This window comes from Streptomyces lydicus (assembly GCF_001729485.1).
Lineage (GTDB): Bacteria > Actinomycetota > Actinomycetes > Streptomycetales > Streptomycetaceae > Streptomyces > Streptomyces lydicus_D.
The window spans coordinates 1555011-1579726 of sequence record NZ_CP017157.1 but is presented as its reverse complement, the minus strand read 5'-3'; the positions used below and the strand labels follow the sequence as shown (position 1 = coordinate 1579726).

Annotated in this window: 15 protein-coding genes; 12 read left to right on the top strand and 3 right to left on the bottom strand. The window is 71.5% G+C overall.

Annotation, left to right across the window (positions count from 1 at the left end; genetic code table 11):
- Positions 1 to 58 precede the first annotated feature (58 nt).
- Positions 59 to 478: a MarR family winged helix-turn-helix transcriptional regulator gene (locus tag SL103_RS06675; RefSeq protein ID WP_069567830.1), complete on the top strand. Its 420-nt coding sequence runs from the start codon at positions 59 to 61 to the stop codon at positions 476 to 478.
- Between the two features lie 22 nt (positions 479 to 500).
- On the opposite strand, the gene SL103_RS06670 is transcribed toward SL103_RS06675, so the two are convergent.
- Positions 501 to 1526: a Vgb family protein gene (locus SL103_RS06670; RefSeq protein WP_069567829.1), complete on the bottom strand. Its 1026-nt coding sequence runs from the start codon at positions 1524 to 1526 to the stop codon at positions 501 to 503.
- Positions 1527 to 1844: 318 nt separating this feature from the next.
- On the opposite strand from SL103_RS06670, the gene SL103_RS06665 reads away from it, so the two are divergent.
- Positions 1845 to 3884, top strand: coding sequence for a glycoside hydrolase (locus SL103_RS06665; protein WP_069567828.1), 2040 nt, complete (start codon positions 1845 to 1847; stop codon positions 3882 to 3884).
- Between the two features lie 67 nt (positions 3885 to 3951).
- On the opposite strand, the gene SL103_RS06660 is transcribed toward SL103_RS06665, so the two are convergent.
- Positions 3952 to 4611 carry a response regulator transcription factor gene (locus SL103_RS06660; protein WP_069567827.1) on the bottom strand — a complete coding sequence of 220 codons (660 nt, stop codon included), beginning with the start codon at positions 4609 to 4611 and terminating at the stop codon, positions 3952 to 3954.
- A gap of 11 nt (positions 4612 to 4622) precedes the next feature.
- A complete protein-coding gene (locus tag SL103_RS06655; protein ID WP_069567826.1) occupies positions 4623 to 5975 on the bottom strand; it encodes a sensor histidine kinase in 1353 nt (450 codons plus the stop codon).
- A gap of 187 nt (positions 5976 to 6162) precedes the next feature.
- On the opposite strand from SL103_RS06655, the gene nirB reads away from it, so the two are divergent.
- From nirB to SL103_RS06605, 10 genes are all read left to right on the top strand, one after another.
- A complete protein-coding gene (nirB, locus tag SL103_RS06650; RefSeq protein WP_069567825.1) occupies positions 6163 to 8778 on the top strand; it encodes a nitrite reductase large subunit NirB in 2616 nt (871 codons plus the stop codon).
- Complete coding sequence (gene nirD / locus SL103_RS06645) at positions 8778 to 9212, top strand: nitrite reductase small subunit NirD (protein ID WP_079145602.1); 435 nt, start codon at positions 8778 to 8780, stop codon at positions 9210 to 9212. Before nirB ends, nirD begins: the two co-directional genes overlap by 1 nt.
- A gap of 108 nt (positions 9213 to 9320) precedes the next feature.
- Positions 9321 to 9824: an SRPBCC family protein gene (locus SL103_RS06640; protein ID WP_069567823.1), complete on the top strand. Its 504-nt coding sequence runs from the start codon at positions 9321 to 9323 to the stop codon at positions 9822 to 9824.
- Between the two features lie 110 nt (positions 9825 to 9934).
- On the top strand, positions 9935 to 10240 hold the full coding sequence (locus SL103_RS06635) for an ArsR/SmtB family transcription factor (protein ID WP_069567822.1): 306 nt from the start codon (positions 9935 to 9937) through the stop codon (positions 10238 to 10240).
- 268 nt (positions 10241 to 10508) lie between these two features.
- A complete protein-coding gene (locus SL103_RS06630) occupies positions 10509 to 12446 on the top strand; it encodes an APC family permease (RefSeq protein WP_069567821.1) in 1938 nt (645 codons plus the stop codon).
- Between the two features lie 54 nt (positions 12447 to 12500).
- Positions 12501 to 13298, top strand: a complete 798-nt coding sequence (locus SL103_RS06625; protein WP_208869832.1) for a maleylpyruvate isomerase family mycothiol-dependent enzyme — start codon at positions 12501 to 12503, stop codon at positions 13296 to 13298.
- A gap of 246 nt (positions 13299 to 13544) precedes the next feature.
- On the top strand, positions 13545 to 13961 hold the full coding sequence (locus tag SL103_RS37655; RefSeq protein WP_079145601.1) for a hypothetical protein: 417 nt from the start codon (positions 13545 to 13547) through the stop codon (positions 13959 to 13961).
- Positions 13962 to 14094: 133 nt separating this feature from the next.
- On the top strand, positions 14095 to 14568 hold the full coding sequence (locus SL103_RS06615) for a hypothetical protein (protein ID WP_069567819.1): 474 nt from the start codon (positions 14095 to 14097) through the stop codon (positions 14566 to 14568).
- A gap of 123 nt (positions 14569 to 14691) precedes the next feature.
- A complete protein-coding gene (locus SL103_RS37510) occupies positions 14692 to 22314 on the top strand; it encodes a toxin glutamine deamidase domain-containing protein (protein ID WP_069567818.1) in 7623 nt (2540 codons plus the stop codon).
- The gene (locus SL103_RS06605) at positions 22314 to 24518 is read left to right on the top strand and encodes an SUKH-4 family immunity protein (protein WP_069567817.1); all 2205 of its coding nucleotides are present in this window, start codon (positions 22314 to 22316) and stop codon (positions 24516 to 24518) included. The genes SL103_RS37510 and SL103_RS06605 overlap by 1 nt, the downstream gene beginning before the upstream one ends.
- The last annotated feature ends 198 nt before the right edge of the window (positions 24519 to 24716 follow it).

Genomic DNA, 24716 nt, shown 5'->3' with positions numbered 1-24716 from the left:
TTCATAACTATGGGCACTAATATTTGACGATGTCAAGTACATCGCTAGGCTGGACCTCATGCCCAACCCACCGGATGAGCTCACCAGGGAGATCGTCGGCCTCTTCGCCGCCATCAACCGCCGCTACAGCCAGGAGTCCGAGGCCGCCGCGACGACCCACGAGCTGACCCCGCTCCAGGCCAAGGCACTGCTCGCCACCGAAGACCCGGTCCCGATGCGCCGGATCGCCGACCGGCTGCACGCGGAGCCGTCCAACGTGACCGTGATCATCGACCGGCTGGAGGCCGGCGGCCTGGTCGAGCGCAGCCCCGACCCGGGTGACCGCCGCGTCAAGCGGGTCGCCGCCACCACCGCCGGCCGCACCGTCGCCGCCGATCTCCGCGCACGCATGCCCTTCGCCGCCGACCCCTTGGCCCCGCTCACCGCGCAGCAGCGCGAGAACCTGCGCGAGCTGCTGCAACTGATCCTGGACGCATGACGGCGGCCGGCCCGGCCCCCCGCTACTCGACGGCCGACACGGCCGGCGGGCAGCCGGTGGTGACGGAGCCGACGGTGTCGACGGCCAGTTCGCTGAACCACATGGAGCCGTCCGGGCCGGGAATGATGCGGTGGCCGACCGGAACGGCGTTGCGCAGCGTGTAGCGGGTGACGCTCAGGTCCGGGCGGACGCGGTCGATCAGCCCGGGCTGGTTGTACTGCACCCACAGGTTGCCGAAGCAGTCGAAGGCCAGCGCGGCCAGCTTGGCGTTCGGGACATCGGTGCGGTGCTCGGTGATGCGCCCGGTCTCGGGGTCGAGGTGGGCGTAGGCGGCGCCGGCCTCCTCGGTGAACCAGACCTCGCCCCGCCGGTTGACGGCGACGGCGATGGGCCGGCTGTCAGGCGTGGGGGTGGCGTACTCGCGCAGCCGGCCGTTCGCGTCGACCCGGCCGACGCGGCTGGTCGACAGCTCGGTGAAGTACATGGCGCAGCGGGGCCCGCGCGCCAGGAAGATCGGCTGGCTGTCGGGCGCGAGGGGGTACACGGTCCACCTGCGGGTGCGGGGGTCGAAACTCCCGATGTTCCCGCCCTCCTTCCCCGTCCACCACACGGTGCGCCCGTCGCATCCGATGCGCAGGCCGTGCGGCCCGGCGCCGGGCACCGGGATCGGGTAGGCGGCGATGCGCTCGCCGGTGGGGGCCAGTTCCACCAGGGCGTTGGTGGCCTCCTCGGTGACCCAGACGTGGCCGCGCCGGTCCTTGTCGATGCCGTGGGGCATGCTGTTGGCGGGGAACTCGGTGACCCCCACCACCTGGCCGGCCGTGGAGACGCGGAGGACGCGGTCCTCAAGTTGCTGGGAGACCCACAGATTGCCGTCCGGCCCGATGAGCAACTCGTGCGTGCTGCCCAGCCGGGGCAGGGGCATCAGGTACTCGTGCACGGTGCCCAGCCCGGGAGCAGGGGGGTCCGGGGGCGCGGCCGCCGCCCGCGGCAGGCCGGAGGCCGCCACCAGGGCGGCCGCACCCAGGGCCGCGGCCAGGACCGTCACACGTCGCCGTCTCGGTAACACCACCACACCAGGCATGCCGAACTCCTCCGTCGCAGCAGGCGAAATGCCCTCGGTGCGTCGGAGAGGGCAGCCAGGGACCCCGCCCACCCGGGAGCCGGGTCCACCTCACCGAGCTTCCGCGAAATGGCCGGAATGTCCGTTCCTGGTTGAGGCTAACCCAGCCTGTGAAAGTTCGCCCCCCATCGGGCGCGACGGCCGGCTTCCCCCTCGCTCGCCGGTGCGCAGCGGCACCCACCGATAGGCCGAACGGGTTGCGCCTCTTAGAACCCTCTTAGACCCCGGGACTATCCAGTCCCCATGACCTCTGATCTCCCCAAGTCCCTTACGGGCAAGGGCGGTAGCCGCGGCGCCGGCACCCGCGCGCTCGCCCTCTCCCTCGCGCTCGCCGCGACGGCGCTCGGCGTCACGGGATGTGACAGCGCCGCCGCCGGCACCCTCAAGGGCAGCCGGCTCGAACTGCCGGTCGCCGGCGGCACCGCCGTCGTCGACACCGACTCCCTCGCGGTGAGCGCGCGGACCGGCGACGGGCGGCTGCTGCTGCTCTCCGAGGCGGCGGCCGGGGACGGACTCGGCCGGCCGGGGCCGGTGACCCGTACCGCCGACGGCGCCCGCTGGAGCTACCCCGCCAAGGGGCTGAGCGTGACGGCCGGAACCGACCACGGGCGGCTGCGGATCAGCCTGCGGTCGGACCGCGACGGATCGGTCAACTGGCCGGTGACCGGCACCGACCGCACCGCCACCGCCGTCCAGCTGCCGCGCGGGGAGGGCCTGGACCTCCCCGTACGGGACGCGTTCTGGAACTCGCCCGAGGCCGGGCTGGCCGGCAGCACCGTCGACGTGGGCGCCGAGCTGGCCCTGCCGCTGTGGGGGTACACCATGGGCGGCGCGGCGGGCGGCTCCCGCGGCGGGCACGGCGTCAGCTACCTCACCCCCACCGACCTCGGCACCTCGCTGCGCTTCAGCTCCGCCGGGGGCCGGCTGCGCGCGACCGCCGCGCACGCCTTCGACGCCGGTGAGGGCACCCGCGACTACGACATCACCTTCGCCCTCACCGACGGCAACCCGGTCGCCCCCGCCGCCGATTACCGCGCCTACCTCTCCGAGCGCGGCCGGCTGGGCAGCCTGCGCGAGAAGATCCGCAAGAACCCGGCCAACGCCGAGCTGCTGGGCGCCTTCCACGCCTACGTGTGGGGCGACGCCCGTACCGCCGCCGGAATCCGCAAGCTCCGGAAGCTCGGCGTGGACCGGATGTGGCTCGGTTACGACGCCGGGCCCGGCCCGATGGACGCCGCCGCGGTGCGCGCCGCCAAGAAGGCGGGCTATCTCGTCGGGCCGTACGACTCCTTCGCCAACGGACAGGACCCCAAGACCGCCGACAGCCCCACCTCGGCGTGGCCCGGCCGGGTCTACCCCGACTTCTGCGTGCGGAAGGCGGACGGCACCCCGGAGACCGGGTTCGGCGGCCGCGGCTGCTACCTCAGCTCCCGCGCCTTCGAGAAGGCCGAACCGGGAAAGCACTACCTCGCCGACCGCACCCGCACGATGGTCGCCAACGGGGCGGACAGCTACTTCCTCGACGTCGACGCGACGGGTGAGCTGTTCCGCGACCACGGCGCCGGCCACGAGATGACCAAGGCGGACGACCGCAGGTACCGCCTGGCCCGTATGGAGCGCCTGTCACAGCACCTGGTCCTCGGCTCGGAGTCCGCCCAGCCCTGGGCGAACCGGGTGCTGGCCTTCGACCACGGCTCGGGCACCCCGGTCGCCGACGGCCTGTGGAAGCTGGAGCGCGACAAGCAGACCTGGGGCGGCTACTACCCGCAGAACGCCCCGAAGACGTTCTTCAAGCCGGTCCGCCTGCCCGCCGACCTGGCCACCGCGATGTACGACCCGAAGTACCGCGCACCGCTGTACGAGACGGCGCTGCACGGCTCGCTGGTCAACGCCGAGCGGTGGGAGCTGTCGTACGAGAAGCTGCCGGACCAGAAGAGCACCCGCGCGCTGCTCGCCATGCTGTACAACACCCCGCTCAACTACGTCCTCGACGGCCCGACCGTCGACCGGAACGGGCCGGAACTCGCCGCGCTGCAGAAGTACTTCGCGCCGCTGCACCGCGCCGCCGGCACCGAGCCGATGACGTCGTTCCGCCGGCTGACCGACGACCGCACCGTCCAGCGCACGGTCTTCGGCCACGGCACGCTCACCGTGACCGCCAACTTCGGCACCGCGGCCCACGACGGCCTGCCGGGCGGCTGCGTCGAGGCCCGGCTCCGCACCGACCACGCGCCGCGCCGGCTGTGCCCCACCGCCGGCCCGGACGGCCGGCTGCGCTTCTGAGCACGCCGTGCACGGGGGCTGACGGGCCGCCCGGGACTCCCCGCCCGGCCCGTCAGCCCCCGGCCCGTCAGCTCCCGGCCCGTTCGCTCTCCAGGTAGCGCAGCACCGCCAGCACCCGGCGGTGGCCGGTCGCCGAGGGCGGGAGGTCGAGTTTGCTGAAGACGTTGGCGATGTGCTTCTCGACCGCGCGCTCGGAGACGGTCAGGGCCGAGGCGATGGACTGGTTGGTGCGGCCCTGCGCCATCAGGGCGAGCACCTCGCGCTCGCGCGGGGTCAGGGCGTCCAGCGCGCCGGCCCGGCGGCTCGCGCTGAACAGTTGGGAGACCACGTCCGGGTCGAGCGCGGTGCCGCCGGCCGCGACCCGCCGCAGGGCGTCGACGAACTCCCCGATGTCCACCACGCGTTCCTTGAGGAGGTAGCCGACGCCGGCGAAGCCCGCGCCGAACAGCCGGTCCGCGTAGGCGGTCTCCACGTACTGGGAGAAGATCAGTACGCCGGTCCCGGGGTGGTCGCGGCGCAGCGCGACGGCGGCCCGCAGGCCCTCGTCCGTATGGCCGGGCGGCAGCCGGATGTCGACGACGGCGGCGTCCGGCCGGTGGGCGGCGACGGCGGCGAGCAGGCTCTCGGCGTCCGCCACGGCCGCCACCACCGCCACCCCGCGCAGCTCCAGGAGTTGCACCAGGCCGTCCCGCAGGATCGCGGAGTCCTCGGCGATGACGACGCGCATGGTCCCTGCCTCTAACGGTGATCGGGGCGGCGGTCCGGGTACGGCAGCCGGACGGTGACCACCGTAGGCCCTCCGTCCGGACTGTCGCAGGTCAGCGTCCCGTCGACAGTACGTATCCGGCCGAGCAGCCCGGTCAGTCCGCTGCCCGCGCCGATCACCGCGCCGCCCCGCCCGTCGTCGCGCACGGCCAGCGTCAGGCCCGCCCCGGCCCGGTCACCGCCCGCGCCGTCGGTGCGCGCCTCGATCGCCACCCGCGTCGCGCCGCTGTGCTTGACGGCGTTGGCGAGCAGTTCGGCGGCGCAGAAGTAGGCGATGGATTCCAGGGCGGGGGTGGGCCGCCGGACGAGGTCCGCGCGGACGGTGACCGGCAGCGGCGCGTCGGCGGCGAGGCCGGCCAGCGCGGAGGCCAGCCCCTGGTCGAGCACCGGCGGGTGGATCCCGCGGACGAGGTGGCGCAGATCGGCGACGGCCTGGGTGGCGTTGCCCTGCGCGGTCTCCACCACCGCCAGCAGCCGGTCCGCGGCGGCGCCCTGGGCGATCAGCTCCCGGATGAGGGTGAGGTGCATGCCGAGGCCGACCAGCCGGGCCTGGGTGCCGTCGTGCAGATCGCGTTCGATCCGGCGGAGGGTGGCGACGGCGTCGTCGACGGCGTGCGCCCGGGTCTCCTCCAGGACGCGGATACGGGCGTCCGCGGCGCTCGGGCCGAGCAGCGCGCGCAGCAGCAGCCGGTGCGGGGTGCCCGCCCCGCGCATCAGACGGGGCGCGAGCAGGACGAGGACCGCCCCGACGGCGACGACCAGGAGCCAGCGCGGCCAGCTGTCGAACTCGACGCCGTGGATCTGCAGCGACACATGGCGTACGGAGCCGTCCCGGGCGCGCACGGTGAAGTAGTTCCAGTGGCGCAGCACGGGGTGCGCGAGCGCCAGCATGCCGTACACGTAGCAGAGGAGGACGGCGAGGACGGGGAGGACGGCCGTCAGGGGCGCGAGCACGGCGGCGGCGACCGCGCGCCAGCCGGCCGGGTCGCCGAGGACCGCGCGCCGCCAGCCGAACGGCCCGGACGTCGCTCCGGGCCCTCCGCGACGCCGGGCAGGCTCGACGTCCTCACCCAACAGCCTTCGCAGCAAGAGGAGTTGGACGTTCCCCAGGGCCAGGGCGCCGCGTACGGTCAGCGCGAGCAGCCACGGCCCGAGTGCCGTCCACGACAGCACCGCACCGATCGCCAGGCCCACCGGCACCAGCACCAGCCCGGCCAGCGCGAGCGGCAGGGCGATCAGCGCGTGCAGCACGGCGGCCAGGCTGCGCGGGGCGAAGGGCGCGGTGAGCGCGGCCGGGACGGCGGCCGGGCGGTGGGGGCGGGGCACGGGATCACGGTAGGGCGTCCCGGGGCGGGCGCGGACCGGGGGCCGGTCCCGGGGCGGACGCGGACCGGGGGCCGGTCCCGGGGGCCGCAACCCTCACACACCCGCCGCCCGCGCACTGAGGGCAGCGTTCCGCCCGGGAAACAGCACAGATGCGGGCGGGTAACAGCCGGGCCGCACGCTGACGCACATGACCACCACACACCCGCACCCCGACACCGCCGCCACCCCGACCCTCGTCCTCATAGGCCACGGCATGGTCGGCCAGCGCTTCCTGGAGGAGCTGGCCGATCGCGGCGTCACCGGGCGGGCGCGGGTGGTCGTGCTGTGTGAAGAACCCCGGCCGGCCTATGACCGGGTCCAGCTGACCTCCTACTTCGCCGGTCGGACGCCGGACGAGCTGAGTCTCGTCGACCCGGACTTCCTGGCCCGGCACGGCATCGAGCTGCACCTCGGCGACCCGGCCACCGCCATCGACCGCACCACCCGCACGGTCACCGCCCGCTCCGGCCTGACCGTCCGCTACGACGCCCTGGTGCTGGCCACCGGCTCGTACCCGTTCGTGCCGCCGGTGCCGGGCAGCGACAGCACGGGCTGCTTCGTCTACCGCACCATCGAGGACCTGCTGGCCATCGAGGAGTACGCCGAGCACGCCCGCACCGGTGTCGTGGTCGGCGGCGGGCTGCTCGGGCTGGAGGCGGCGGGCGCGCTCAAGGGGCTCGGACTGCGCACCCACATCGTGGAGTTCGCGCCGCGGCTGATGGCCCTCCAGGTCGACGAGGGCGGCGGCCGGGCCCTGCGCCGTACGGTCGAGGAGATGGGCCTGGAGGTGCACACCGGCGTCGGCGGCACGGAGATCGTCGCGGACGGGGCCGGGGCGGTGACCGCCATGGGACTGTCCGACGACTCCCGCATCGAAACCGATCTGGTCGTCTTCTCGGCAGGCGTCCGCCCCCGCGACCAGCTCGCCCGGGAGTGCGGACTGCCGGTCGGACAGCGCGGCGGCATCGTCGTCGACGCGCAGTGCCGTACCGATGACCCGGCGGTGTACGCGATCGGCGAGTGCGCACTGGCCGCCGACGGCCGGGTCTACGGGCTGGTCGCGCCGGGCTACGACATGGCCCGGGTGGTGGCCGCCGCGGTCGCCGACCAACTGGACGACGCGGCGGGCGGCGGCCCGGACGGCGACCGGCAGCAGCCCGGCTTCACCGGAGCCGATCTGTCCACCAAGCTCAAGCTGCTGGGGGTGGACGTCGCCTCCTTCGGCGATGCGCACGGCGCCACCGACGGCTGCCTGGACGTGGTGTACTCCGATGCCCGCAGCGGGGTCTACAAGAAGCTGGTGATCGGCGCCGACGGCGAGCTGCTGGGCGGGGTGCTGGTCGGCGACGCCGACTCGTACGGCATGCTGCGGCCGCTGACCGGCAGCGTGCCCCCGGTGGCGCCCGAGCAGCTGGTGCTGCCGGCCGGTGCGGGCGCGCCCGCCGCGCTCGGCCCGGAGGCGCTGCCCGGCGACGCAGTGATCTGCAGCTGCCACAACGTCACCAAGGACGCCATCCAGAGCTGCGAGACGCTGCCGGAGGTGAAGCGGTGCACCAAGGCCGGCACCGGGTGCGGCAGTTGCGTCAAGATGATCGGCAAGCTGCTGCCGGACAGCGGCGAGCAGGGCCTGTGCGCCTGCTTCCCGCACACCCGCGCCGAGCTGTACGAGATCGTCCGGGTCCGCCGGATCGCCTCCTACGCCGAGCTGCTGGACGCGCACGGCCGGGAGGAGGCGCGCGGCGGCGAGGGCTGCGAGGTCTGCAAGCCCGCGATCGGTTCGGTGATCGCCTCACTCGCCCCGGCGGTCGGTGCCGACGGCTACGTCCTGCACGGGGAGCAGGCGGCGCTCCAGGACACCAACGACCACTTCCTCGCCAACCTGCAGAAGAACGGCTCCTATTCGATCGTCCCCCGCATCCCGGGCGGCGAGATCACCCCGGAGAAGCTCATCGTCATCGGCGAGGTGGCACGCGACTTCGGCCTCTACACCAAGATCACAGGCGGCCAGCGGATCGACCTGTTCGGCGCCCGGGTCGATCAACTGCCGCTCATCTGGGAACGGTTGGTGGCGGCGGGCTTCGAGTCCGGCCACGCCTACGGGAAGGCGCTGCGCACGGTGAAGTCGTGCGTCGGCGAGACCTGGTGCCGCTACGGCGTGCAGGACTCGGTCCGCATGGCGATCGAACTGGAGCTGCGCTACCGGGGGCTGCGCGCCCCGCACAAGCTGAAGTCGGCGGTCTCCGGCTGCGCGCGGGAGTGCGCGGAGGCCCAGTCCAAGGACTTCGGGGTGATCGCCACGGCGAACGGCTGGAACCTCTACGTCGGCGGGAACGGCGGCGCCAGCCCGCGCCACGCGGACCTGCTCGCCCAGGACCTGAGCGATGCCGAGCTGATCCGGCTGATCGACCGCTTCCTGATGTTCTACATCCGCACCGCCGACCGCCTGGAGCGCACCGCGGCCTGGCTGGAGCGGATCGAGGGCGGCCTCGACCACGTACGCGAGGTCGTCGTGCACGACTCCCTCGGACTGTGTGACGAGCTGGAGGCCCTGATGGCCGCCCATGTCACCCACTACCGCGACGAGTGGGCCGAGACGCTCGCCGACCCCGAGCGGCTGTCCCGCTTCGTCTCCTTCGTCAACGCCCCCGGCGCCCCGGACCCGTCGGTCCGCTTCGTCCCGGAGCGCGACCAGGTCAAACCGGACCTGACGCTGCTGGCCGGGCCGACCCTGCCCGTACGCACCCTGGAAGGGACCTCCGTCTGATGACCATCACCGCTACGGCTACTGCTACCGGTGTGGCCGCTGTTGCCGGCGCCCACCCGAAGACCGGCACGGTCGAGATCCGCTGCCCTGACGGCGGGTGGCTCGCGGTCTGCGGGCCGGACGACCTCACCCCGGGGCGCGGCGTCGCCGCCCTCCTCCCGGACGGCAGCCAGGCCGCGCTGTTCCTGGACCGGGCCGGCCGGATCCACGCGATCGGCAACCGGGACCCGTTCACCGGCGCGCAGGTCCTCTCCCGGGGGCTCACCGGCTCGGCGGCGGGCCGCCCGTTCGTGGCATCGCCGCTGCTCAAGCAGCGTTTCGACCTGACGACGGGCGACTGCCTGGACGATCCGGAGGTGTCGGTCCCGGCCTACGGGGTGCGCGTGCGGGGCCCGGAACGGAAGGCGGCGCGGGGCGCGGGCCGGGCGCGCTGACGGGCCCCACGGGGCATATGCGCAACCGACGGGTTGCACCTCCCACCCCTACGTGCAACCATTGGGTAGCACGTAGGGAAGCGAGAGCACGGCAGGGAGGAACACCCCATGAGCACCGACAGAGCCCCCAGCACCGGCGAGACCGGCAAGAACGCCGAGGACCGCAACCGCATCGAGCGGGAGATCAGCATCGACGCGCCCGTGGAACGGGTCTGGGCGGTGCTGACCGAGCCCGAGCACGTCGGATCGTGGTTCGGCCAGGGCGAGCCGACCCCGGTCGACCTGCGGCCCGGCGGCATCATGCACCTCGATCACGGCCAGTACGGCCAGTTCCCCACCACGATCGTGAAGGTGGACCCGCCGCACCACTTCTCGTACCGCTGGGCCAGCGCCCACCCCGGTGAGGTGGCGGTCGAGGGCAACTCCACGCTCGTCGAGTTCACCCTCACCCCGGACGGCGACGGCACCCGGCTGCGCGTCGTCGAGACCGGATTCGAGGAGATCGCCATCCCGGAGGAGCGGGCCTCGACCGCCGGGTACGACAGCCACTCCGGCGGCTGGACCGAGATGACGAAGAAGCTCAAGCAGTACACGGAGCGACTCCCGGCATGACGACGGACGGACGAACGGGCGGGGCCGGGGCGGGCCCCGGGGGCGGCTCCGGCCGGGGGCCCGGGGCCGGCTCGGGGGCGGGGGCCGGGGCGGGTGCGGGTCCGGACGCGGTGGCGGAGGTGTTCGCCGCGCTGGCGGACCCGACCCGCCGCCGGATACTCGATGCCCTCGCCGCACACGGCGAGGCGACCGCCACGGTCCTCGCGGCCGAACTCCCGGTCAGCCGTCAGGCGATCGTCAAACACCTCGGTGTCCTCGACCGGGCCGGCCTGGTCGCCGGCCACCGGGAGGGCCGGGAGGCGCGTTACCGGGTCATACCGGAGCGGCTGGGGGTCACGGCCCGGTGGATGGACGGGTTGGCGGCGGCCTGGGACAGCCGGCTGTCGACCATCAAGCGCCTCGCGGAAGGCGAGTGACGGGACGCCCGATCCGGCGCCCGCCCCTCCTCGTAGGGCGGGCGCCGGTGCCGAGGCCCTGGCCGCCCGCCGCCCGCGCCTCCCCGTGAGGCCGCCGGGGCCGGCGCCTCGGCGGCGGTGCCCGCGCCTCCCCGTCAAGGCTCCGTGAAGAACCCCCGTACGCCCGCCAAGGTGCCGCCAAGACGGACCGGCGGCGGCCCGCCGCACCCGCACGCTGAGCGGGTCAAGGCGCACGGCGCCACAGCGGCGTACGGAGGTACGACGAACCATGTCGACGGTGTCCCAGCCCGATGGCCGGCCCGAGGAACCCCCGGATACCGCCGGCGGCACGGTCACCACCCGCCCCCACAGCAACGCCTCTTCCGCCACGTCCACCGAAACCAGCACCGGACCGGCCGCCGAACCGGCCGAAGCCCGGCACCGGCTCACCGCCCTCCAGGGCCTGGCCGCCCTCTCCCTCGACGCCATGGCGTCCGTCGCGTACGGCCCCGAGTCGATCGTGCTGGTCCTGGCCGCGGCCGGCGGCTACGGCCTGGGCTTCGCCCTCCCCGTCACCCTCGCCATCGCCGCCCTGCTCACCGTCCTGGTCGCCTCGTACCGCCAGGTGATCGCCGCGTTCCCCGACGGGGGCGGCTCGTACGCGGTCGCCAAGGCCCACCTCGGCCGGCGCACCGCCCTGGTCGCCGCGGCCTCCCTCCTCCTCGACTACGTCCTCAACGTCGCCGTATCGGTGACGGCCGGCGTCGCGGCGCTGACCTCCGCCTTCCCCGGCCTGTACGGCGACCGCGTGGCGCTCTGCCTGGCCGTCCTGGTCCTGATCACCGGCATCAACCTGCGGGGGATCGTCGACACGGCGAAGGCGTTCCTCGTACCCACCGCGGTCTTCATCGGGTCCGTCCTGGCGGTGGTCGTCGTCGGGCTGTTGCGCGACGCCCCCGCCTCCACCGTCACCGCCGACGGGCACGCCTCCGTCCTCGCCCACCACGCCACCTCCGTCGGCGCCCTGCTGCTGCTCAAGGCATTCGCGTCCGGCTGCTCGGCGCTGACCGGCGTCGAGGCGGTCGCCAACGCGGTGCCGTCCTTCCGGGCGCCGGCCGTCCGGCGCGCCCAACGGACGGAGGTGGCGCTCGGCGCGCTGCTCGGCGTGATGCTGATCGGGCTGTCCGTCCTGATCGGCCGCTTCCACCTCCAGCCGGTGGCGGGCGTCACCGTCCTCGCCCAGCTGGCGGACGCCTCGCTCGGCCACAACGGGGCGTTCTACGTGGTCCAGTTCGCCACCATGGCCCTGCTCGCGCTGGCGGCGAACACCTCCTTCGGCGGGCTGCCCGTCCTGATGGGCCTGCTCGCCCGGGACAACTACCTGCCGCACGTCTTCGGCCTGAAGGCGGACCGCCAGGTCCACCGCCACGGCGTGCTGGCTCTCGCCGCCGTCGCCGCGGCCCTCCTGGTCTTCTCCGGCGGCGACATCAACACCCTCGTCCCGCTCTTCGCCATCGGGGTCTTCGTCGGCTTCACCCTCTGCCAGATCGGGATGGTCCGGCACTGGCGCCGGGAGCGCTCCCCCGGCCGGCGCGGCAAGGTGCTGCTGAACGGCTTCGGTGCCGTGCTCACCGGTGTCTCGGCGCTCGTCGTCACCGCCACCAAGTTCACCGAGGGCGCCTGGCTGATCGTCATCGCGCTGCCCCTGATGGTGCTCGGTTTCGAGGCCGTCCACCGGGCCTACGACCGGATCGGCGAGCGCCTCGGCCTCGGCCGGGTACCCGAGGCCCCGCGCCGCGCGCCCTCCCTCGTCGTCGTCCCCGTCTCGCACCTGTCCCGGCTGACCCGCGAGGCACTGAACGCGGCGGTGTCCCTGGGCGACGAGGTGGTGGCGGTCACCGTCACGTACGACGACCCCGCGGACCGTCCGGCCACCGAGGCGCTGCGCCGCGACTGGGAGCTGTGGAACCCCGGCGTCGAGCTCCTCGAACTGCCCTCCACCACCCGCTCCGTCGGCCGCCCGATAGCCGGCTACGTCACCGACCTGACCGCCCGGCGGCCCGGCACCCGCATCACCGTCCTGATCCCGGAGGCCGAGCCCGCCCACCTGTGGCAGCGGCTGCTCCAGAACCAGCGCGGCGCGGTCGTGGCCCACGCGGTCCGCCGCGACACGGACGCGGCGATCTGCCGTCTGCGGTTCCGGCTGGAGGCGGGGGGCGCCCGGTGACCACGCCTGCGGCGCCTACGGCTCATTGTCAGTGGCGGCCCTTACCGTGACGGAATGGACCGCACCATGGACTTTGCCGGGCATTGCTCGGAGATCGTCACCCAGGCCCGGCTGCTGGGGAGTTGCCTCACCGAGGGCACGGACCTGACGGCCACCGTCCCCTCCTGTCCGGACTGGAACCTCGCCCAGCTGCTGCGGCATCTGGGCGAGGTCTACCGCTGGGCCGAGGAGATCGTACGGACCCGGGCGACCCAGCCCCCGCCCGAGACCGCCCTGCGCGTGCTGTCCCGCGACACGACCCAGAGCCCGGCCGAGTTCGGCGACTGGCTCACCGAGGGCGCCGAGCTGCTCGCCGCCGCCCTCCGCGCCGCCGGCCCCGACACCAAGATCTGGACCCCGCTCCCCCACGGGAACACCGCCTTCCTGGCCCGCCGCATGGCCCACGAGTCGGTCATCCACCGAGCCGATGCGGCCCTGACCCTCGGGACGGGCTTCACCGTGGAGCAGCCGGTCGCCCTCGACGCGCTCGACGAGTGGATGGAGCTCGGCTCGCTCCCGGAAATGCTCGACTTCCACCCGGACCGGCGCGCACTCCTCGGCCCCGGCCGCACCCTCCGCTTCCACGCCACGGACACCCCGCCCGAGACGCCCGCCGACTGGCTCGTCGACCTCACCGGCGACGCCCTCGCCTGGCGCCGTACGCGCGAGCCCGCCGCGGTCACCGTCAACGCCCCCCTGACCGACCTCCTGCTGCTCATCTACGGCCGCCGCCCCGCCGACAAGGAGACCTTCGTGATCACCGGCGACAAGCAACTCCTGGAGTTCTGGCTGTCCCTGGTCAACTTCGAATGAACACCCACCCACCGGCCGCCGGCCGCCGGCGGCATCATGAACCGGGCGGAGTGCCGCAGGGGCGGAGTGCGGCAGTGGCGGAGTGCCGCAGGGGAAGTGCGCATTTCGACGCCGGCCCCTGCCGGGGAGGACGGGGCGCTCGCGCCGTACGCAGTCATTTCGTCCCGGACGCGAACCATTCAGGCCACCAGGGCGTGAGTTAAGTTGACCAGCACCGACCAGGTCAGCACCCAAGGAGACAACGTCATGGCCGATTCCGACCAGACGGGCAGCAATCCCCCTCAGCCGCCCACGCCTCCCACTCCGCCCACGCCCCCCACCCCTCCGCCGCCCCCGACCCCTCCGCAGGTCGGCGTCGCGGATGACGGACCGAAGCCCGTACCCGCGAACGAGGACGAGGCTCTGGAAATCGGCCGGCAGCACTTCCCCGAAGTCGGTTCCCCTGACGGCCCGACCGGCCTGTTCGTCCACGAGTTCGACGCCGGCTATCTGGTGCACGCGAGCTGGCCGACCCCGGAGGACCCCACCGCCCCGCCGTCCTCGCCCGGGGGCAGCAATGTCGCCATCTCCAAGGAGAACGGCGACGTGACCTTCCTCCCCAACTTCCCGCCTGCGGAGGCCGTGGAGCTCTACCACCGCTTCTACCGGCCGAGCGACTCCTGAGCCACTTTGCCCGCCCTGTGGCGGCTGGTGGGTTGTCAGCGGTGGCAGTTAAGCTTTGGCTTGAAGCTTTCATTGGGTAAGCATTACGAACGCGGGGGGCGTTGTGGCCGGAGCAGGTGGCTTCCAGACAGACGTGGAGTCCCTCAAGTCCGAGGGCACGAACTTCACCAAGCTCGGCGAGGACTTCTACCAGTCCGTGGCGCGTTTGATGAACGGCCTGAGTGCGCTCGGCGCGGGCCCGCCGGCCGACCCCTCGAAGCAGCCCCAGCCGGAGGAGAAGTCGTTCGGCCAGCAGTTCGTGAGCGGCCTGACGACGTTCGCCAGCAAGGACGGCGCTCCGCCGTGGGGGGACGACGATCTCGGCGAGAAGTTCGGCGTCGCCTATGAGGGCGTGCGCGACGGCATGTACGAGTCCATGGGCCACCTTTCCGCGAAGCTCCAGGAAATCGGCAAGGCGCTGACCGACATGTCGAAGAACCACGCGGAGAACGAGGACTTCAATGACGCGCTGATGAAGCAGCACGTCGACAACAAGCAGGCGTGGCAGGACCCGACCAAGCAGCCCGAAGAGGTCACCACCACCGCCTGGTACCCACCCAAGCACTGAGCGCACCGGCCGGCTCACACGCCCGACCCGGCCCCGCCCTTCCGACGAGGGCGCCTCTCCGCGAGGTCCTCACCCGCAGCAAGCCGAAATGCATAGATTTCACGGGGGAATTCCGCCTTGTCCATGATGCTGCCGAACGCTCTTGAGTGGGTCCTCGAGATGCTCGGCTTCGAGTGGCCCACCGCCGACGAGGACAAGCTGATCGAGTGCGCCCAGGTGTGGCGCACGTTCGCCGCGGAGGTGGAGGGACACCAGTCGCGGGGCGTCACGTCGGCGTCCAATGTGCTCAGCCAGAACGCCGGCGACTCGATCGAGGGCTTCAGCAAGGCATGGGACAAGTTCGGCGGCGGTTCGGGCTATTTCAACGACGCCCGCGAGGCGGCGGAGGTCATCGCCTTCACCCTTGAGGCCGCCGCCGCCCTCGTCATCGGCATGAAAGTCGCCGTTATCGCCCAATTGGCGATATTGGCGGCCGAAATCATCGCCGCACAAGCGGCGGCACCCTTCACCCTGGGCCTGTCGGAAATCGGCGGCGCGGCGGCGACGCTGGCCACCCGTGAAATGGTCCGCAAGATCCTCAAGGAGGTCGCCAAGCAGCTGCTCGACGCGATCCTGGAGGCCGCCAAGGAGCCGGTGATCTCCGCTCTGGAGGCCATGGTCTCGGACATCATCGCCCAGACCGTCAACCAGAACTTCGGCGCCCAGAACGGCTACAACCTCGGCCGCACCCTCAAGGAGGGCCAGAGCGCCGCCACGGACGCGATCAAGAACACCGGCGAGACCCTCGGCGAGAGCCTGCGCGACGGCGCCGGCCACCGCGCCGGACACCGCGCCCGCGGCGGCCTGGACTCCGCCGCCGGCCACGGCAGCGAGCACGGCGGGGACGGGGGCGAGCACGGCGGCTCCAGCGAATCCACCAGCTCCGACAGCGACAGCAGCAGCGGTAGCGGTAGCGGCTCGCGCAACGGCAACGGGGACGGCGCCGGGGACGGCGCCGGCTCGAACAGCAACCGCTCGGGCTCCGAGGGCAGTTCCGACTCCGGTTCCCACTCCGGTTCCGACTCGGGTTCGCAGACGGGGTCCGACGGCGGCTCCGGCAGCGGATCGGGCAGCGGCTCTGACGGTGGTGGGTCCGGCAGCACCTCCAACGACTCCGCCGGGGGCAGCGGCGCGGGCGGCCGTAACGGCGGCTCGGACGGCGGCTCCACCAGCCACACCCCCCGCGCCTCCGACAACGCCGGCAACTCGGGCACGGACGGCAACGGCGCCTCCAGCCCGTCTGCCACGTCCAACAACTCCGCGGCCGACACCAACGGCCCCACCGGTTCCAACAGCCCCAACGGTTCCAACGGCTCGGACACCCCGCACACCGTCCCGGACTCCCAGCCCCTCCCGCCGCCGGACCAGCGTTCCCCGTTCGACGAGGGTTATCAGGGCGGCAACGACAGCCCGTACAGCGCCGACCACACCCCCGATTCCGGCCACACGCCGGACTCCGGCCCGAGCCCCGACTCCGGCCCGACTCACGACTCCTCGCGCCCGGACTCCGGCCCGACGCCGGACTCCTCACACCCGGACTCCGGCCCGACGCACGACAGCTCTCGCCCGGACTCGGACCCGGTCAGCACTCAGCCCGCCCGGGACACCACACCCGACTTCGCCCGCCCGGACTCGGACGCGGTCAGCACCCAGCCGGCGCACGACACCACCCCGGACGCGGCCCGCCCCGACTCCGACCCGGTCAGCACCCAGCCGGCACCGGACCACACCCCCGACGCCGCCCGTCCGGACGCGTCCCAGTCGCCCGCCCCCTCGCCCACGCCCGATCCCTCGCCCACACCCGACCCCGTGGCCGGCAATCCGCCCTCGTACGGCGACAACTCCGGCACCTCCCACGACGGTGCCGACAGCGGTACGACCAACGGGGACAACTCCACCGGCAGTGGCGGCGGCCGCCCCTCCATGCCGCATGTCGGCACGGCGCCCCAGGGCGCACCGGTCCAGCACACCCCCTCGTCCGGGCAGCCGATCCAGCAGCGCGACCCGGCGCCGGGCGACCCCATGCCCACCGTGGACCCCGACGACACCACCGTCAGGACGCAGTCCGCGGACACCGCGACCCTGCCGCCGCCCACCCAGCACACCGCTGACCCGAGCAGCGCCCCCTCCGCCTCCACCCCCACGCCCCAACAGGCGCAGCCCAACGCCTCCCAGGCCAACGGGCCGATGATGATGGGCGCCATGCCGCCCCACGGTGGCAGCGCCAACCCCACCGCCGCCCCCCGCGGCGGCACCCCGCCCCGCACCGGCACCCCGTCCGGCACCGGCAGCCCCTCCACGACCGGCAGCCCGTCCACCACCGGTGGAAGCGCTGCCGCCCGTCCCGCCAACCGGCGCGCCGACGGTTCCCAGGCGATCCAGGACCACACCCAGCGGACCGGCCCGGACCGCCCCGCCTACAACCCCCGCCTCGACGGCCCTCGCCGCGACCAGACGCCGCCTCCGCACGACCGGCGCCTCGACGGCCCCCGCCAGGACGCCCCCACGGCTCCCCCCGGCGACAACCGCCGCCCGGACGGCTCCCAGGCAGTCCAGGACCACACCCAGCAGCAGAGCCCGGAGCGCCCCCCGCACAACCCCCGCCTCGACGGCCCTCAGCGCGACACCGACTCCCGCCCCGAAACCCCCGGTTCCCCCACCCCGCGCCCCGACGGCACCCGTCCCGAGGACGCCCACCCGGACACCAACCGCCCCGACGGCACGCGTCCTGACGGCACTCGGCCCGACGCCGCGCGCCCGGATGCCACCCGCCCTGACGGAGGACGTCCCGACGGAGGGCGCCCCGACGCCAACCGCCCCGATGGCGCGCGCCCCGACGGAGCGCAGCAGCCGAACGGCACACAGCAGCCCTCCCCCGCACGCCCGGACGCGGCGCAGCAGCCCACCGCCCCCACCCGCGCGGACCGCCCCCAGGCCGGCACCCCCGCGCAGGCCCCGTCCACCCCGGGCGCCCAGGCCCCCGCTGCCCCGAGCCCCAACGTCCCGCACCAGCAGCAGCCCCAGAACACCCCGCAGCAGCAGCCTCACCAGCAGGCTCAGCCCACCCTTCAGAGCAACACCCCCACCCAGCAACAAGCACCGCAACAGCAACAGCCCCAGCCGCAGCCGCAGCAGCAGCAGCAGCCACAAAACCAGCAGCAGCCACAGCAACAGCAGCAGCCAGCTCCCCAGCAGCAGCAACCTCAGCAACAGCCCGCTCCGCAGCAACAGCCGGCTCCGCAGCCGCAGCCTGTGCTGCAGCCGCAGCCTGTGCCGCACCAGCAGCAGACGCCGCAGCACCCCAACCAGCAACAGCCCCAGCCGGCCCCCCAGCAGCAGCAACAGTCGCAGCCGCAGGCACCGGTCCCCCAGCCCGCGAACCTCCGCAGCCACGTCGACGTACGCATCAGCCTCAACCACCAGCCGAGCGGCCTGTACTCACCGTTCCCGCACGACCAGCAAGCACTTGAGGCGAACTTCCCGCGGAACCCGGACGGCACCCCGCGGGCCTTCAACGACCCGTTCCAGCCGTGGGCCCAGCTCCAGAACGACGGCGGCCCCACCGTCCTCGGCCGCTCCAACAACTGCGCCGACTGCACCCGCTCCTTCATGGAGTCCTGGTACGGCAACCCGCAGGTCTCCGGAGTCCGCACCTACGACCCGGACGGCAAGGGCGGCATCGACCGCGCTTCCGGCGAGCGCGACGGCACCCGCAACATCGAGCAGTACACGGGCGCCAAGTTCCGCAATTCCGGCACGAACTCCAAGGACGGCTATGCCCAAATAGCCAAGGACCTCCAGGACGCCGGCCCCGGCGCGGCCGCAGCCGTACTCGTCACGTGGCCCTCCGGCGGCGCCCACGTCTTCAATGCGGTCAACCACAACGGCAAGGTCGTCTGGGTCGACAGCCAGACCGGCAAGGTCAGCGACCAGCCCATCAACACGAGCGCCGACAAGGTCTGGCACCTCGTCCTGGACGCCAACCGCCAGCCCTACAACCCCACCCAGCAGCAGCCACAGACCCAGAACCAACAGCCCCAGCAGCAGCCCCAGCAGCAGCCTCAGAACCAACAGCAGGCCCAGCCGCAGCCCCAACAGCCGCAGCCGCAGCCGAACCCCCAGCAGCAGCCGAACCCCCAGCAGCAGCCGCAGAACCAGCAGCAGGCACAGCCCCAGCAGCAACCGCAGCCGCAGCCTCAAAACCAGCAGCAGGCACAGCAACAGCAACAAGCCCAGGCCCAACAGCAGGCCCAGGCGCAGGCACAGCAGCAGGCACAGGCCCAGGCGCACGCTCAGCAGCAGGCTCAGACACAGCAGCAGGCACAGGCCCAGGCGCACGCCCAGCAACAAGCCCAGGCACAGCAGCAGGCACAGGCCCAGGCGCACGCCCAGCAACAGGCTCAGGCACAGCAACAGGCACAGGCACAACAGCACGCCCAGCAACAGGCCCAGGCTCAGCAGCAGGCCCAGGCACAACCTCACCCACAGCAGCAGCCACAACCCCAGCCGCAGCAGCAGCCCCAGCAGCCCACCCCGCACGCACAGCCGCAGCCTCAACAGCACCAGCAGCCGGGCCCCTACGCCCAGCAGCAGCCGCAACACCAACCGCAGCCCCAGCAGCAGCCGGGCCCGTACGCCCAGCCCCAGCACCAGCAGCCGAATCCGTACGCCCAGCAGCAGCAAAACCCGTACACCCAGCAGCCCCAGCACCAACAGCCGGGCCCGTACGCGCAGCCGCACCAGCAGCCGACCCCGCAGCAGGCCAACCCGTACGCCCAGCAGCAGCAGCCGCAACACCAGCAGCCGAACCCGTACGCCCAACAGCCGCAGCACCAACCGCAGCCTCAGCAGCAGCCGGGCCCGTACGCCCAGCAGCCCCACCAGCAGCAAAACCCGTACACCCAGCAGCCTCAGCACCAACAGCCCGGCCCGTACCAGCAGCAGCCCGGCCCCTACGCGCAGCCGCACCAGCAGCCGAACCCGCAGCAGGCCAACCCATACGCGCAGCCGCAACACCAGCAGCCGAACCCGTACACCCAGCCGCAGCAGCAACCGCAACACATGCCGCAGCAGCAGCCGAATCCGTACGCTCAGCAGCCGCAGCACCCCAACCCGTACCAGCAGCAGCCCCCGCACCCTCAGAACCCGCAGAACCCTCAGAACCCGCAGCACCCGGCCGGCGCACCCACCACCGCGGCCGGCAGTTCACCGACCCCGGATGCCGACCGCAGCGACCACCCCACCGACCACGCGAACGACATCAACAACCCGCACCGCACGGACAGCTCGGACAGCTCCGAAAATTCCGCCCACTCCGAGAACTCCGACCACTCCCAGCACGGCGCCCCCTCCGAGCACGGCGGCCAAGGCGAGCACACCCCCGCCTCCGACACCCGAAACCGCGAACGCCCCGGCGGACTCGACGGCCCCACCGACGAACACCAACAACACGTCGAAAACGCCATCCCCAAGGACGACAACGGCCAACCCCAACGCCACCCCGACCCCGAGACCGGCCACTGGATCAACACCATCAACCACCCCGGCCCCGACGCCCCCGGCCGCAACAACAACTGCGTCGACGCCGCCCTCGCCACCGCCGACACCTACGCCGGCCACCCCACCGCCGCCGCCCACCGCACCCCCGACACCCACCCCGACGGCACCCCCTCCGACCGCGGCGAAAACAACGGCCGCGACCGCATCGAAAACACCCTCGGCACCCGCTTCAACGACTACGGCAACGGACCCGACGCCTTCCACCGCCTGGAAAACGACCTCCACAACGCCGGCCACGGCTCACAAGCCGTCATCATCACCCAAGACCACAACGGCCGCGCCCACGCCTGGAACGTCGTCAACCACCACGGCAACCTCACCTACATCGACGCCCAAACCGGCCAACACAGCAACACCCCCCTCCACGACGGCACCAACGGCGTCCACGCCATCCCCCTCAACCCCAACCGCCAACCCCTCGCGAACACTTCAGCCACGCCCTCCCGGGACACAGCGAACAACCGCCGCCCGGCCGCCGAACCCGCCGGCGGTGGCGACGGCAAGAAGCACAAGCTCTCCCCCGACGACATGGACATCGACGAGGGAGCTGCCCAGAAGCATCACAAGCCGAACGACTACACGCCGGACAACGCCTCCGACGTGGACATGCCCGATGCCGACGACCCTCACCACCAGACTGCAAGCGAGTCGCGCGAAGCACGAAACGAAAAGCTTCCGCAGCCTGAAGCGTCGGACCTGAAGCATTCGAACCGTCCGCCCGACACGTCCCAGGGCTTGGTGCGGGAGCACGAAAGCGTCGGCACCCCGGTCCACAGGATCGAATTGCACCCCGAAAATCCTGCGGATAATCCTGCCTACGTCCACCTGCGTGAGTGGGCGAAAAACGGACGTCTGGCCAACCTCCTGGAGGTGTCGGCCAATAGGCGTGCCGCCTACGTGGACGCCACGCAAAGCGTTGCGAATGCCAGGAATGCTCTGCACGACGCCCGAGCAGAACACGCGAAGGCAGTCAAGGAAAACGACGAGCACCCGAGCGAGAAGAACGCGCAAGCGCTGGCGGATGCCACAGCAAAGTACGAACAGGCACAGCAGGATCACGCGGCCGCACGGGATGCCGTCAAGGACACCGACATCCCCCCGACCGCCTTCACGGAGAAGGAACTCCGAGACATCCTCGGCCCCGACTTCTCCCGCATGAATGACGGCCATCGACATGTCGTCATCGCCACCGTGGCCCGCATGAGCTTGGCATTCCATGCGAACAACAGTGTAGGAAGCAGCCCCGAGCGTGCGCCCGACGGCAAGACGCCTTACAAGGGTGCGGCGCGGCAACAGGGCAAGGACCGGGAAGACCCGGCAACGGAGTTCGACGAGTCGGTCGCTGCCGGCCGCCGAGCAAATACGGCGAGCGGAAAAGGGAAAGCCAACCTCATACCGCCGAAGTATCGCGAAAAGGGAAGCGCGGCCTACAAGGCCATGCAGGACCTCCAGCGAGCAAAAACCGGCTCAGACAAGGCAAACATCACGCCACGCTTTGCGGCGCTTCTCAAGGACGCAAAAGACAATGTCCCCGACTTCTCCGAAAAGAACTACGCCGTTGTGGAAGTCGTGGACTCCGACGGCAACAGCACATACATTGTCGATTCGTCGGTTCCTGCCCAGAGCGACGGAGCAACTCCCCGCCATTCCGAGCGACACCTTCTTCAGTGGATAAATCGCCTCAATGCGACCAAGGGGGCGGAGGGTTATACCATAGCCGGGCTCTACACCGAGCGAGAGCCGTGCGGCACCCCCAAGGAGAGCCCGGGCCACGCCGACTGCTCGCTGGAGCTGCGCAAGGCACTGGCCGAACAGAAGATTCCGGTATATTACAGCACCACATATCGCGAGGACACTGACGGACGCGCCGAGGCGCAGCAAGCGAAGCGCGCGGAGTTGGAAGCTAATCGCGACAAATTCATCGAGGAGAACAGCCACCTCTCTGAGGCGGACCTGAAGAAGCAACTCAAGAAGGAGGGTCTCACTGACGCGCAGATAAATAATCGAGTCAAGGAAACGCGCTCGGACAATGAGACGGAGATGTCGGAGGAAATGGAGCAACATCTGCACGTCATCAGTGAACTTTGGGCGCAAACCCGAATCTCGATGCTGAACCGCAAGCAAGCAGGGACGTCAGTAGAGGCATAATGGGCAACCAGGAACGGTCACCGAACAGCACGTCGAACGAGGATGCCGTTTCCCTCATCACCGAGTGGTGGGGGGACGAGCGCCCCGGCGGCAAGTGGATCCATGTGGCGGATACTTCCGGGCGCGACGGCGCCGAGGTTCTGCGCGAGGTTCACCGCACCATCGCCGGTAGCGTTCTGCTGGATGCCACCGGTCGTACCGCCGAAGAGTTGCACGCCGAAATACTCGAGATTCTTGGCGTCGACCTCTCTCCGGGCAACCGCCGGAATTGGCGCGTGTCGTTGCGGAGACTGGAAGAGCCCCGGCTCGTCCTCATCATCAACGCTCACCGGGCGGGCGTCACGCGCTTCTCCTACGAGCCGGAACGCCTCCTTTCCCGAACGGTCCAGGGATTGAGCAGTGGCAAAGCTGGACTTGTCGTACACAGCGGGCCGTTGCGGCGCTCCGTACGTGCACCCATCGCGGTGCATGTGGAGGAGCGAGAGTCCACGCAGCACGACTGGCCGCTGCCTGTGCGTGCCCTGGCCTTGTCGGAACCGCGCGTCGTGCCCCTGCGCATGTGGGCCGAGCTCACCGCCGCTCTGACCGGCGAACGGCCGACGGACTCAGCCCTTTCGGAAGTCTTGGCGGAGTTCCCGGCCGAGCTTGCCTCCGACGAGAACGGCGTCCGGTTCACGGACGAAAACCTCGCCGAAGAACTGCGCCGCGGTACGGACGAGCGGGACGTCGAAGACGTGAACCGGCACCTGGTCCGGTGGCTGCGTGACATCTCTCCGGAATTCCGGCACCCGGAAGGCTGGAGCAAGCACGGTTCCGAAGGCTCCTATGCCGCGACCGGACTTGCCATGCATGCCGCACGTGCCGGCTTTTACCAGGGACTTCCCGCAGACTACGAGGGACCTGCGCGGGTCTTCGGTGATCTGCTCCATGACGGGCAAGCGATGGCGAACATCCCCCAGCTTTTGCTGCTGGACGCCGCCGCCTGTGCGAGCTTCGGCACTCTCCCCGGCAACTCGGCCGCCGCGGACGCCTCCTACCTTTGGCTCTACGGCATGATTCCGGCCGCGCAAGGAGAATGGGCTGCCTGGCTGCACCTCATGGCCACCGCGCGCGACGATGACACATTCGCCTCCGCCATCGCCGAATCCGGCGTAGACCTCCCGTGGAAGGTGAAGTGGACGCAGTGGCGGCCGCCGGGTGCCTACCACCATCGCTACCTCTCATTCCGCGCCTGCGACGGCATGACCGAAGTGCGATGGCAAGGACGACCGGCCATTGCCGGACTCTACGACGCCGACGAGTCCACGACTCTCTGGGATCCCCTCACCGGGCAGTTGATGGCCGGGCCTTGGTATGGAGAGGACATTCCGGAGGAGCACCTCACCGACCTGTCGTGGCCCGATGAAGAGGAAGATTCGGGACCCACGACGTTTGACGAGCTTTTCGAAGCCATGCCGGACGAGCCTGCGGTCCACGAGCTGCTGCTCGCCGCTCCCCCGCTGGTCCTCGAGGACGTGACCGTCCTGGGTGGTACCGGCGGCCTGTTCGCCGTCGAACCTGCTGCAGGGGAGCCCTTCACCGGCACCAGCTCATCGGAAGTGCGCCCCCTCTCAGGTCCATACGTCGCGGCAAACGAAACGACGCCCGTCGATGCACCGCCACCCGGCCCGGCGGACCTGATCGAGTTGTACGGCGCCGACGAGTTCCGGAAGTTCGGAGAGGGCAATCTCCCCACCGGACTCACCGACCCGGCAACCCGGCGCACTCTCACCGACATCGGCCTGCCCGCTCTGGATGAGAACGGCCTGGCGATCTACCCCTGGGGATGGGCCGGACGGCTGCCCGAAGCCTTGGACCAGGTCTCCTGGCCGTCGGGTATCGATGCCCCCGAAGAGATGGGTCCGCTCTTCCAGATCGGGTTCTGGATGGGCGGCGAACTGGTCATCGACGGCCACTCAGGCCACGTACTCCGCATCCCCACAGAGCCGGATGAGGAACATCTGGCAGCCTTGCCCGCGGCCTGCAGTCTGGAGAGCTTCCTCACCCTGGTCGGTTTGTGGGTCACCGGCCTCCGACTCAAGGCCGTCATTGAGGATGACGACGAGGTCTACCTGTTGCGGCAGCACGTGCAGAGCGCCCAGTTGCTCGTCGACGAAACAGGCGCGGAAGCTGCCGCGTGGTCGTACGCCTTCCTCAACGACTGACACCGTGAGAGGCCGGGTCTCCGGCCTCTCACAGTCCCGTCGATCGGAACCGTACGCCTCCACATTTGCCGAAGCCTGGACATGCCTCCTGAAGCTCACCACCTTGCACGTGCCCTCACCGTTGTCAGCGACTGGTGGCGGGACCTTTGCAGCCCCGGTGGCCCGCCGGCATTTCTTCTCGACCCTTCCGGAACAAAT

Excerpts from the sequence above, each read along its gene's own strand:
- SL103_RS06675 (WP_069567830.1), top strand. The coding sequence starts at position 59 with ATGCCCAACCCACCGGATGAGCTCACCAGGGAGATCGTCGGCCTCTTC.
- SL103_RS06665 (WP_069567828.1), top strand. The coding sequence starts at position 1,845 with ATGACCTCTGATCTCCCCAAGTCCCTTACGGGCAAGGGCGGTAGCCGC.
- SL103_RS06660 (WP_069567827.1), bottom strand. The coding sequence starts at position 4,611 with ATGCGCGTCGTCATCGCCGAGGACTCCGCGATCCTGCGGGACGGCCTG.
- nirB (WP_069567825.1), top strand. The coding sequence starts at position 6,163 with ATGACCACCACACACCCGCACCCCGACACCGCCGCCACCCCGACCCTC.
- nirD (WP_079145602.1), top strand. The coding sequence starts at position 8,778 with ATGACCATCACCGCTACGGCTACTGCTACCGGTGTGGCCGCTGTTGCC.
- SL103_RS06640 (WP_069567823.1), top strand. The coding sequence starts at position 9,321 with ATGAGCACCGACAGAGCCCCCAGCACCGGCGAGACCGGCAAGAACGCC.
- SL103_RS06630 (WP_069567821.1), top strand. The coding sequence starts at position 10,509 with ATGTCGACGGTGTCCCAGCCCGATGGCCGGCCCGAGGAACCCCCGGAT.
- SL103_RS06625 (WP_208869832.1), top strand. The coding sequence starts at position 12,501 with ATGGACCGCACCATGGACTTTGCCGGGCATTGCTCGGAGATCGTCACC.
- SL103_RS37655 (WP_079145601.1), top strand. The coding sequence starts at position 13,545 with ATGGCCGATTCCGACCAGACGGGCAGCAATCCCCCTCAGCCGCCCACG.
- SL103_RS37510 (WP_069567818.1), top strand. The coding sequence starts at position 14,692 with ATGATGCTGCCGAACGCTCTTGAGTGGGTCCTCGAGATGCTCGGCTTC.
- SL103_RS06605 (WP_069567817.1), top strand. The coding sequence starts at position 22,314 with ATGGGCAACCAGGAACGGTCACCGAACAGCACGTCGAACGAGGATGCC.